The 11,806-nt window shown below is 57.7% G+C and carries 9 protein-coding genes; 5 read left to right on the top strand and 4 right to left on the bottom strand.

Translation table 11 applies throughout. The annotated features are described in order from the left end of the window. Positions 1-513: 513 nt before the first annotated feature. Positions 514-717, top strand: coding sequence for a hypothetical protein (locus ABSE61_RS35395; protein WP_423875810.1), 204 nt, complete (start codon positions 514-516; stop codon positions 715-717). Between the two features lie 194 nt (positions 718-911). On the opposite strand, the gene ABSE61_RS35390 is transcribed toward ABSE61_RS35395, so the two are convergent. Beyond that, the gene (locus tag ABSE61_RS35390) at positions 912-2,132 is read right to left on the bottom strand and encodes an ABC transporter substrate-binding protein (RefSeq protein WP_423875809.1); all 1,221 of its coding nucleotides are present in this window, start codon (positions 2,130-2,132) and stop codon (positions 912-914) included. 313 nt (positions 2,133-2,445) lie between these two features. Between ABSE61_RS35390 and ABSE61_RS35385 the strand changes: the two genes are divergently transcribed. Further along, entirely contained in the window at positions 2,446-2,826 is a 381-nt protein-coding gene (locus tag ABSE61_RS35385; protein ID WP_423875808.1) for an FUSC family protein, read from the top strand. An 812-nt stretch (positions 2,827-3,638) separates the two neighbouring features. Here the strand turns inward: ABSE61_RS35385 and ABSE61_RS35380 are convergent. Beyond that, positions 3,639-6,494 (bottom strand): ATP-binding protein, encoded by a 2,856-nt coding sequence (locus ABSE61_RS35380; RefSeq protein WP_423875807.1) that lies wholly within the window; start codon positions 6,492-6,494, stop codon positions 3,639-3,641. 515 nt (positions 6,495-7,009) lie between these two features. Between ABSE61_RS35380 and ABSE61_RS35375 the strand changes: the two genes are divergently transcribed. Continuing rightward, complete coding sequence (locus ABSE61_RS35375) at positions 7,010-8,632, top strand: AMP-binding protein (RefSeq protein ID WP_423875806.1); 1,623 nt, start codon at positions 7,010-7,012, stop codon at positions 8,630-8,632. Between the two features lie 473 nt (positions 8,633-9,105). After that, the gene (locus ABSE61_RS35370) at positions 9,106-9,945 is read left to right on the top strand and encodes a DUF2971 domain-containing protein (protein ID WP_423875805.1); all 840 of its coding nucleotides are present in this window, start codon (positions 9,106-9,108) and stop codon (positions 9,943-9,945) included. Here ABSE61_RS35370 and ABSE61_RS35365 read toward each other — a convergent pair. Both ABSE61_RS35365 and ABSE61_RS35360 read right to left on the bottom strand, forming a co-directional pair. Beyond that, a complete protein-coding gene (locus ABSE61_RS35365; protein WP_423875804.1) occupies positions 9,942-10,166 on the bottom strand; it encodes a hypothetical protein in 225 nt (74 codons plus the stop codon). The genes ABSE61_RS35370 and ABSE61_RS35365 overlap by 4 nt on opposite strands. Further along, entirely contained in the window at positions 10,166-10,597 is a 432-nt protein-coding gene (locus ABSE61_RS35360) for a hypothetical protein (protein WP_423875803.1), read from the bottom strand. The genes ABSE61_RS35365 and ABSE61_RS35360 overlap by 1 nt, the downstream gene beginning before the upstream one ends. Positions 10,598-11,387: 790 nt before the next feature. On the opposite strand from ABSE61_RS35360, the gene ABSE61_RS35355 reads away from it, so the two are divergent. Continuing rightward, positions 11,388-11,777: a hypothetical protein gene (locus ABSE61_RS35355; RefSeq protein ID WP_423875802.1), complete on the top strand. Its 390-nt coding sequence runs from the start codon at positions 11,388-11,390 to the stop codon at positions 11,775-11,777. Positions 11,778-11,806 lie beyond the last annotated feature (29 nt).

The following is an 11,806-nucleotide window of genomic DNA, read 5'->3' as shown; positions in this document are numbered from 1 at the left end:
CGCGCTAACTGGAAACCGTCGAAGAATGAAAAGCCGGGGATAGGGCTAGTGACGCTCTCAAGGGCAGGTCAGGGGTTTTAGCCGCGTTCCCCGAAAACTTGAATCTGAGTCTCCTCAGCCCAGCGCGGATCCGAAGTTCCGCGTCCGTTCGTTATACGACGGGTGTTCGTGCATCGAATGTTATGAAATAACGATCTTACTTGTTGCCCAACAGAGTGGATTCGCCAATGAGAGGTTAGGATTTCGCCGGTGGAATGTTCGCCGCCCAGGCCCAGGCGTTGCGGCACGAACGCATTCTTCGTTCGATCGGACATATCGAATTCATCGATGGGTCGCGGCTCTAAATGAGAGACCGCCGGATCACCAGACTGAGCGTCACACTTCTGGACCACGGTGCCCTTCAGGACAAGATGACGCTAGCGAATATGTTTGGCGCCTTGCTCGGTGCGAGCTTCAAAACGACGCCGGGATATGCGAAATCTGGGCAAGTCGAAAAGCTCAACAAGACGTTGAATGACGTTCGATCCGAGGTGGAAAAGCTACAAGCGACAGCGCCTCAACGCCGCGTCGCTGAATGTAGGCCATCTTGAAGTTGTTCTCGACGGGGTCGCCAATCTGCAGCAATTCCGCAATCGTGTTGCACAACCCACCACGATGATGACGCTAAACCCTTTGCTTGAGTATCACTATCTACACCAGAAAGGGATTGCGCCGTAAAATTATCGCGACTTTTTCCATTACTTGGATTCACGGCAGAACTTAGCAGCATGGCGTCGCCACGCGCATCGGACATCGCCGCGCAGGTAGGGGATCTAGCGGAGACGCAATCGCTTTCCTCTCCGTTGCATCGTGAAACCTGGCTCAACGCCCTACGGGGCGGATCGACCGATCCGCCGTCTGGGGATCAGAAACTATTCTGTGACCGGCTTTTCAGAAATTTGCCAGTCCTTGCCGTCGAAGATAGAAATGTGAAGCGTCTTCATCGGCGAGTAGTCGTCGGGCGTGTAGCTGAAATTGATGTCGTCAAGGAAAAACGGCGAGTGAAAGCCTGCCAGTGTCGAGGCCTGCTTCAGCACATTGGCGCGGGTGAGCTCATCGCCGCAGCGGCGCAGGATTTCCGTCATGGAGGCCGCCTGACCATAGCCGCCGTAGGCGATGGTGTTGTCGCGATCAACGTTCGGCAGGTATCTCGCGCGCAACGCCTCAAACGCCATCACGTCCTTGTCCTTTTCCCAGCGCCCCGGTCCAGCCTCCTTGGAATAGCGGATCGCGACAATATCCTTCGCGTTCTCGAAGCCGGCGGCATTGAGAATCGAGCGGCCGGTCGAGCCGGCCGACAGCAGTTGCAGCGGTTTCCAGCCGAGCTCGGCCGCCCTGCGGATCGACTGCGATGACGCCTTCCCCGTGCTGATATTGTAAAAGACGTCCGCACCTGACTTCGAGAGATTGATCAACTGAGAATCAATGGTCGGATCGGACAGATCGTAAGTCTGCTCAATGATCACCTGGGCGTTGCCGCCGGCGTCCGCCAGCACCTTTTTGAAGGGGCCAAGGAAGTCCCGGCCGAAATCGTCGTTCTGGTGGAGAATGCCGACTTTGGCTTCAGGCTTAACGCTCAGGACATGTTTGGCGAGTATCCTCGCTTCGGTCGGATAAAGCGGCAAGCCGGCCATGGTCCATTTGTTGTTCTTGGGGTCGTTCCATTTCGACGCGCCGGTGTTGAGCAGCAACTGCGGCACGCCCTTGGAATTGAGATATTTGTGCACCGCGGTCTGCGGCGCCGTACCGAGCGAGCCGAACAGCGCCAGCACCTCTTCCTGCTCCACCAACCGCCGCGTCGCCTCGACGCATTTCGGCGCGCTGTAGGCGTCGTCTAGGGTTAGGAACGTGACCTTGCGTCCGTTTATGCCGCCCTGCTCGTTGATCATCTGGAAATAAGCTTCGCCGACCCGCCCCAGCACGCCGTAGAGCGAACCCGGACCGCTGTGTGGTACCGTCTGTCCGAGCTTGATATCGGTATCGCTTGCACCGGGATCATATTTCTTCTCACCGGCTCTGACGGACGTAGTGGAGGCGAAGATTGTCGCGATGGCGGTGGCGCAGAAATCCCGCCTCGATTGAAGATTGGTCATTCTTGTTTCTCCCTCCGCCGCATGATTTTGCTGGCATTCCGCCTTTGGCGGCAATAGTGAACTTGCGGCGTTGCGACGCAATATCGATCGCCGCTCGCGGAGTTCGTGTAGGCAGTCTCTCGGACCGAGATGCGGATAACGAGAGGTCGCAAGATCTGGTGCCGCAGGTCTACGTCGCTCGTAGGTAAAGTCCGCTCCCGGTCTTGGCCGTGTATACACAGCGAGGGTCCAAAGCCGACCTGACACGGGGCGCAAGTGATATCGCCTCTTACCCCTCAACAACGGACATGTCGCGGCCTCCTTTGCCGAGGCCATGGTCGCGGTTACTTTTGCCGTTGCTTGTGCTTCGATCTTTGTGGAATGGCGCCATGTAGAACACGGTCAATGGGTCATATGGCCCGCGGCGAGTGTGGTGACCGGCGATGCCGCAAGCGCAAGACGAAAGCTAGGCGACCGCTTGCTTGGCGCCTTCGTAGGCGTTCCGATCGGCGTAAGCCTAGGATTCCTGATGCCGCACAATGGCATCGTCATAGAACTGGCCACCGTTGGCACGGTGTTGTCCCTAGTGGCATTCCGGCGATACCCGCTCGCTTTCGGCCTACGCTGCGCGCTCGTCGCGCTTGCTATAATCGACGCCGATCAGTCCATTGCGTTCGCCGTGGAGCGCGTCGAAACGTCGTGCTCGGCGGGGTGATCGGATTAGCCTTCGTATTTGGCATCCACGGCTTGACGCTTGTTGGACAGCTGCGGGCGTCAAGAGGACAGCCGCCCGATTGACACGGGCAACTGATAACGCCTGCAACGAGCGACAGCCTGGCCGGACTCGAAGTCCTGTTCAGCATTATCCTGGAGGATGAGGGCCCCGAAAATAAATGCCGCGCCTCCGCACAATCATCCCACTTACGGGCCACTGGACTCTAGGCACTGCCGGACTTGATCGCTCAATAGGCGGCGATACGGTCGAGGGGATCGCCGAGCTGAGCCCGTTCCGACCGCCCTCGACATAATGCGTAACGGCAGCTCGACCTAGCTCGCCAAAAAGTCACCCCTGCGCTTTGGAATTGAGCGGGTCGGACGCAATCATCTGGTTTCAACATGATCGCATCTGGGACACTCGAACAGCCGACGTTCGAAACCAATAGATCCCAGCGAACGCGATCAAGCATCATTCGGGTTTGAAAAGCGAGGTCGCTCAATAGCGGTCAAGAATTGTTGGTATGAGGACATGGTGCTTCCTAAACAAATCTGATTGAAAGTGTCGTAGGCGGCCACCAGGGGCGGGAGGGCGACGGGAGCGTTTGGCGGAACGAAGGATTTCATCATGGTGTCGGATTCGAAAGATTCTAGGCAATTTGCATGCGACGACCATGCTCGATGGACGACGGCTTGGCCCGTTTGATTACGTTAGAAAGTTTTAGACGGGTGCAGGGAGTCCGGTTCCGCCGGATCTCCAGGCGGAAAGAATGTTGCGGAGGTCGTCGGCTTGGCGTAGAGCGGCTAAAAGAGCTATCGCAAATCCTCAAGCAGCGCGCGCGCCCGCTTGAGATCTGCGGTTTCGAAACCTTCAGTGAAGCGGTTATACACGAGAGCCAAGGCATGCCGGGCATGATCGCGCTGGTCGTCTTCGCAGAGCAAGCGGGCCAACACCATCGTCGACCTTAGCTCCCAGGCGAGCGCAGATTGCGCGCGTGCGACCGCGAGCGCATCGGTCAGACAGTTCATCGCTGATTCACGGTCATGTTGTGCCACGAGAATCTGCGATTTGATCCGGAGTAGTTCGGACAAGTCCAATTCCGCTCCGCTATTTGTGGCGCGTGCAATCGCTCCATTGACCGTGAACAGCGCCTCCTCGAATTGCCCGGTCTTGCACAGGCCTTGCGCCGACGCGCCGATGAAGCCCGTGATCAGGAGATTGAACTGTTGGGCGCGCATGGCCTCCACCGCGGTCCGTAGCAAATCGATTCCGGCTTCCGACTCTTCGCGGGCGACGGCAAGTTCGCCTTCCAGCGCGATGCCGAGAGCATGGTACGGTGCAAGCGAGTGCCGTCCGGCGTGTACTTTCAGCTGCTTGATGAGGCCGCTGGCTCCTGGTAAATCGCCGGTCCATAGTAACAACGTCGAGGCATAAAACAGCGAAATGCCGATCGGAACCGGGTTATCTCGGCTTGCCGCTTCATCGATGGCCTTTTGCGCGATTCGAAGCGCCTGATCGGAGAAGCCACGCAGCCACAAGGTGCGGGCGAGAATGACGAGCGCGAAGGTGCGCGGATCAAAACCGAAGAAGTTGACGTTGGAGGTACCGAGTTCGACCGCGAGTGCCAAGCCGCGCTCAAGATGGAGTTGTGCCGCGGCTTGGTTGCCCAGAAAGTGGTGGGCATGGCCCGCCCACCACTCTGCCCAGACGGTGCCGGCCGGGTGCTTGACAGCCTCCGCGATGACGCCGCCATGTTCCGCGACCGCCAGGGCGCCGCGGACGTCGCCAATTCGATGAAGAAAGAGGTTCAGACCGCAGAGAAGGCGCAGTTGGCGCCCGCGGTCCTGGAATATTTCCGCCAGCGCAAGTCCGCGCTCGATTGCGGCACGAATCCGATCGCCGTTGGCCCGGGTGAAAATCGACGACATCGCCAGACCTTCCTGAAGAATCATCTCGTGTCTGGTGTTTCGGCTGGTGTCGTCGAGCGCGGCCAGCGCCCGTTTACACCAACCCCTGCATTCCCCGTGCAGCGACAGCCCGAAGAACAGCGGCGCCGCCCAGGTGGCGAGTTCGATGCCGACCGCGGCATCGCCACGGTCGGACAGCGCCCATCCGAGCGCCGCCCGCACATTGCCGATATGCGGGGCGTATCCCGAAAGATCGTGTTCGCCGAACAATGACTGGATGATCTCGTCGTGTTCGAGAAACCTGGAATAAAAGATCGCGTGGCGCCGAGCGATGCGATCCGCTTCGCCACGCGCGGCGAGTTTGCCAGCGGCGTAGGCGCGCGTGGTGTCGAGCAGCCGGTAGTAGGTCAATTTATTGATGACGGTTGTGGATATCAGGGATTTTGCAGCCAGGCTCGCGACCGCGTCGATAGTGTCCGCCTCGTCTGCCTCCCCCTCCGACGCAACGGAGCCGGCGGCCTGAAGCGTGAAGTCCCCGACAAAGACCGACAGCCGGCACAGGACCACCTTCTCGCGCTCCGAAAGCAGCCTGTAACTCCAATCGAGCATTGCGTTCAGGGTCTCGTGGCGCGGCAGCGCGGTGCGACGGCCATGCCAGAGCAAGCTGAAGCGGTTGTCGAGCAGCTCCGAGGTTCCACGAATCCCAAGGGAGCCGACGCGACTGGCCGCGAGCTCAATGGCAAGTGCGATCCCGTCAAGCCGGCGGCAGCTTCGGGCGACGATCACTGCATCGATGTCGCTCAGCGCTGCGCCATGACCGCTCGCCGCCGCCCGCTCCATGAAAAGCTGCACAGCCGGATATCGGAGCGCTTCCATGGCCGTCAGGCCGGCATCCTCGGGGGGACAATCAAGTGAATACAATAAATGGACATTTTCACCTTCCACCTGGAGGGCTTCGCGGCTGGTCGCCAGGATGTGCGCTTGTGGTGCCTCGCTGACGAGGCGTTCGGCCAGTGCTGCCGCAACGCTGATTACGTGCTCGCAATTGTCGAGCACGAGGAGGATCTTCCTGTCGCCGATAAAGGCCAGCAGACCAACGAGCGGATCCTGGGTTTGCACCATGAACCCGAGCGCCGATGCGATCGCTGTCGGCACAAGTTGAGGATCGGTCAGCGCAGCCAGATCGATGAAGAACACCGCATCATGGAATCCATCAACCAGCGCATGAGCGACAGAAATTGCTACGGTCGTTTTGCCGACACCGCCCGGACCGACGACGCTGACGAAGCGCCACATCTGGACTTGCTGCGTCAACGCTCTAACGGTGTCATCACGGCCGACCATTCGCGCTAGTCGCGGCGGCAGTTTATTAACTCGTTCTGTGGCAGTGATCCCGGTGATCGAAGCCGTTGGAGCGGCCGCCGAGCGTGTGATCGAAGCGACAAAACAATAACCGCGACCAGCAACATTCGAGATGTAGCGAGCACCGTCTCCCCCGTCATCAATCGCCTTCCGAAGGGCAGCTATTTGAAAGCGGAGGTTAGCTTCCTCCACCCTCACATCCGGCCACGCCGTTGAGATTAGCTCCTTGTGGGTGACAACTTCCCCGGCCCGCTCCGCGAGCGCGATCAGGATGTCGAGCGCGCGGCCACCGAGCGGTATCGGCTCGTCACCCTTCTTGAGCAGCCTCTCGGCCGCAAACAGGCTGAACGGGCCAAAAGAAAGAATGTCCTTGGACTCTGAGGTACGACGGTCCTTCACAGGCGTCGCCCGCGAATGCGCCGGGCGATTTTCCCGATCACAGCGGCTTCGAACGTCTTCGCGTCCATAGCGTCCTCCTGCAAAAGAGGCACTTGCATAGGTCTAAGACGAGATATCTAGTTTGGGGTATTTACGGCCCTCTGGCAAGTTGCGCCAGTCGCCTAGGCGCGCTAACTGGAAACCGTCGAAGAATGAAAAGCCGGGGATAGGGCTAGTGACGCTCTCAAGGGCAGGTCAGGGGTTTTAGCCGCGTTCCCCGAAAACTTGAATCTGAGTCTCCTCAGCCCAACGTGGATCCGAAGTTCCGCGTCCGTCCGTTATACGACGGGTGTTCGTACATCACTCGTTACGGCATAAATCGGCCGGTGACCTACGCCCGCTTCAAGTTCGAATGCGGTCAATAATCTTAGGCCCGCGTATGATCCCAAGCGGAAGCCGACAACCCGCAAAGATATTTCATTTTGAACCGCCCTCAGCGTCTTCCAAGGGGCGCGCTTGGACAGTAACACTTCCACATGGAGGCCGAGCGATGGCGCAAGTTTAATTTCTATCTTTGGTCGCTCGTGGATTGGAACATCAACGGTTTATTAGGAGTTGGCGGAGCCATGTTTCCCACCCTGTCATTTGGAGACCAAGAATTTAGTCCGGAAGAGATGAGCACTAGCTCCGCAAAGGTTGCAGGCGCAATGGCTCTCGCCGGTCTCAAGGAGGGTGATACGATTGCGTTGATGATGCGCAATGAGCCGGCACTGATGGACGTGATGTTAGCTGCACGTCAGCTCGGCCTCTACTTTACGCCTCTGAATTGGCACTTCAAAAGTGAGGAAGCGGGGTACATCGTTCGCGACTGCGGTGCGAAAGCACTATTCACCCATTCCGATTTGTTTCGTCAGATTGAGGACGGTATCCCGGCTGAAGTTTCAGTCTTTGCGCTGCGCCCGCACCAGTTGACGATTGCTTCCTATAAAGTACAGGAGTCAGCAACGAGCATCCCGGACAGAGCAGTTGACTGGGCGGCTCTAGTTGCCACGGCAGACCCACTTGCTACAAGCGCAGAAATTCCCCGAGGCATGATCGCCTACACCTCTGGAACGACTGGTAGGCCGAAAGGCGTCCGCCGTTTTCCTCCTTCCCCGGAAGATGCGCAAGCTTACGTCGAGCTTTTGACGAGGATGTTTCAAACAGGTTTGGGGCTCTCGCCCGACGCTCGCTGTCTGATTTCTGCACCGCTCTATCACAGTGCGCCATGCGTATCTTCGCTGATGATGGCGCAGCTTGGTTCGTGGCTAAGGATAGAGCCGAAATTTGACGCGGAATCGACGCTTTCCACAATCGAACGCCTGCGGATAACCCACCCGTACCTTGTTCCGACCATGTATGTAAGGCTGCTCCGGCTTCCCGAAGGTGTGCGTAACAAATACGACCTTAGTTCGGTAAAGTTCGTGGGTTCGACGGGCGCGCCGTGCGCGCCGGACGTTAAGCGCGCAATGATCGGCTGGTGGGGAGATGTCATCAACGAGAGCTATGCGGCCAGCGAAACCGGCTACCTTACTGCGATCTCTTCGGCCGAGGCGCGCCTGAAACCAGGCTCAGCCGGACGACCCATCGAGGGGGTATCAATCAAAATTGTGGACGATAACGGCAACGAAGTGGCGGCTGGTGTAGTTGGAACAATTTATGCCCGACATTTAGCGACGTCTCGATTTACCTATATCAATCGCGAGAATGATCGCAAGGCCGTCGAGAACGATGGATACGTTACGGTGGGTGACATCGGCTATCTCGACCATGAGGGCTATCTCTACGTTTGCGACCGGAGAACAGACTTGGTGCTGTCAGGCGGCGTGAACATCTATCCTGCCGAAATCGAGCAGGTACTGATCGGCATGCCCGGGGTGGCCGATTGTGCCGTTTTCGGTATCCCCGATGCGGAATTCGGTCAATCGCTTGCCGCCGTGGTCCAGACGCACGGTGAGACGTCGCTGACAGCACAACAAGTCAAAGAATTCCTTGCGAGGAAGCTAGCAGACTTTAAGGTTCCGCGAATTGTCGAATTTCGGGACTCTGTCCCGCGAGAGGACACAGGAAAAATATTCAAGCGCCGACTTCAAGAAGAGTACGCAACACGGGGAGAGTAGATGCGACTTCCGGTTTTGGCCGCCCATGGCTAAAGTTGGTCCAGCAGTGGATGTCTGTCGGCGACTCGAATGGATGTTCGTGCATCGAATGTTACGGAAGAAGTCGGCCAATAGCCTACACCGGCGCTTTGAGCTGCAGGCGGTCATTACCCACAGGTCCGAGCACGTGACCGTAAGCAGACTACGTCCTCACAATCGGTCCACACGATCAGGAAATGCTAGAAACCTTGTAAGTTCAAGCAGCCCTAAGGTGTGGCCGTCGGGGCAGAGCCGTCGCCGCCGGAGTCCGACGGCACTGACCCCAGATCTCATGAGATAAAGGGAAATCCGGCGCGGCATTAAAACGAGAAATCCTCATCGGGCCTGCATACAGCCGGATGTAAGCGCTGCCCCTATCATTAGTTCGGTGATAAAATTCATGATCCACCATAGCTGCCCTTAATCGAGGCGGCCCGTTTCCTCAAGCTGCGGCCATGACCGAAAAGCCAGAAAACCCTGCCTTTGACCCCGTGCTGGGGCTGGTCGAACCGCATGCCGGGCTCCTCACCGCGCCGCCTGACGGGCAGCGCCTCTACAAGATCATGACCATCGAAAACCTGCTCCGGTCGGTCGGCGGCGGCTATCTCTATTTCAATCAGGTCGATAGTTACAAAGACTTTCCGAGTGCCGACCCGAACGACGGTGAGCAGCTGGGACGGGATCGCGCGAGCAATGCGGCGACACGGTTTGAAAAGGCAACTGACTTCTCGGCCGCGGATTATTATGACCATTCCCGGCACCGGACTTACGCGTGTTGTTTCTCGCTCGAAGACTCTGACCACATGTGGAGCGAGTATGCGAACGGCAGCCCACGCGGAAAAGTCGGCATCGCTTTTGATTTCGCGAAGTTGCGTGCCGTCATCAACGACACCGTGGAGGCTGGTATAGGGCTTGAATACCGGGGAGCCCGCTGTAAGCAGATCTTTTCCGTGAACTACGGAGTCGTTGAGTACATTGCGTGGGCCACGGCGCGCAGAAATGTCACGAAAATGGTCAACCCGATCCTCTACACCTACATTAAGGACGACAACTACGCCAAAGAGCGAGAGATGCGTATCTCGCTTTCGGCGTTTGGCTTAGGGCGCTATGTCTTGGCGGATGGCACGGAAATTGAGTTTCCGCCCGGCCTTCAGCTCGGCTTTGACTTTCGACGAGCGGTGGCAGATGGCACGATCATAGAGATCATTCCCGGCCCCGGTTGCGACCGTGATTTCCTCCGCGATGAGCTCGGTAAGCTTGGTATCATGGCCCTAGACAGTGACAGCGCAACTTAAAGGTCGAGCGGAAAATCCAACGGCACCTCGCCGCGACTATGCGTCCCGATCCATACGTCTTGTTCGGGTGCTGGCTTTTTCATACCGCGTTGTTCGAGCGATCCAGCGGGCATCTCTTGCAGCCCGCAGAATGCGCTGATCCGGTGATTGCCATCAAGGACGCTCAACCCATCGGGAAGCCTGATCGCAATCAACGGCATCTCGAATGTGCCGTTCTTCATCAGATAGCCGCCGGCCTTCTGAACCGCTTTTCGGTCTCTTGGTCGATGCTGCCGTCCATCTTTTCCTTCAACATCTGCCTTACGATTGCTTTCGTATCCCGACAGAGAGTTGAAAAGCCACAGTCGGTCTTTTCCCGCTTCCAGCTAACCTCGCGCCACCATGAAAGTGGCCTATAGCCGAGGATGGGAGCCCATCCGCGATAGCCAAGCGGCTCTGATGGCGGCCAACCCGTATCGCCGCTGCTGCGGTTTGCCAGCCAGAACAGCCACAGCTCGATGACCTCATCCGGCCAATTCGGAAGATCGCTTTTGATGTCGGCTAGCGACACCTTCGGCGGCTTCCACTTCTCCTTCAAAAGCCGCGCGAGTTCGGCGGATTCGAGCACTGTCAGGCTCGACAATTCATCAACGAGCTTCTGTACGTCAGCCATGGCACGATCCTGCGCCTCAGCGAGAAGCCAGTCCTGATCGTATTAGTGATCATCAATATTGAGCAACAATCAACTGCGCCGTGCCGAAGCGAAAAATGCACTCGGCCGAGCATGAGTGATATGGAGGCCGGAGGCGCATGCGAGCCGAGTGCGGCCGCGCGACCGGTTCAAAGTGCGCCCGCAGGAGCGCGAGCATGGCGCCGAGCGCCGCGAACGGCGGGACGCGGGACCGAGTGCCCCCGGCAAGCGGCACGAAATGACTTGCGTTAGGGATGGAAGCCGCAGGGCGGAGACGCCTTCGGCTCCGTTCACGACAGCCCGGCCGCGCAACGCGCGGGGAAGCCAATGGCCATGATTTGCAAGGCAATATTCCAGCATGTCACGATGTTCGAAATGACAAAAGAACCAGTCACCCGCACGCAGAGCGAATTTACGCCAATGTGTAGTGGTTGTTTCCTTGTTGCCGCGATCTTGGCTCTGGTCGTGGCCGTTTGGATATGGCGGAGGAGAAGCGACCGAGTGGAATAGTTGTTCCGAAATTCCCAGGGGACCTTGTGCATCGGTGGTCGCAACAGTTCGACCGAACACTCTGCTTTGTGCTGTTGGCAGATTGATGACGGGCGCAACCTAAACCGACGCGAATCAGACTGGCCGTGCTACCCTCTCTGATGACCATCATATGGAACGAGGTTGAAATTGGCGGGCGCAAATGCGCGTCCAACCACTTCGAGCAGAAGCGTCTGTACGTTGTCGAGCGCTTCGGATCATCGGGGGCGGCGTGGTGTAACCGATGCTCTCTGGCCACCAGTTTGTGAAATACAAACCGGTGAAAAACATATTCGGCAAAGGTCCACACGACGACGCCCGCGATGAAAACCTCAAAGACGGAAGTCATTTTGAGCGGCGAAATCGCCAGCAGGAACATTGCCAGCAGAGGAGCAATGAGCATTTCGCCGAAAAAAATGCTGGCGGTCATAAACACGAACTCGGTGCTGGAAACACCAAGTTATCGGCACTTGGGGTTTCCCGATTCACGCATCCACAACCAGCCGCGCTCGATCGCCAGCTTGAACCTGAGACAATCACAGAACCGAACGTGGATTATCGAGGTATGGGCGAGATTAATTGGAGACCGCGAGCTTCGGCGTTGCAACAGTCATGGGCTCAAATGCTGATTTAAAAAAGTCCTTGTACATATCGCCGATCTTG

Origin of the sequence: Bradyrhizobium sp. (assembly GCF_049519115.1) — a bacterium.
Taxonomy (GTDB): domain Bacteria; phylum Pseudomonadota; class Alphaproteobacteria; order Rhizobiales; family Xanthobacteraceae; genus Bradyrhizobium.
The sequence above is the reverse complement of the archived record's forward strand: the minus strand, read 5'-3'. Positions and strand labels throughout refer to the sequence as shown.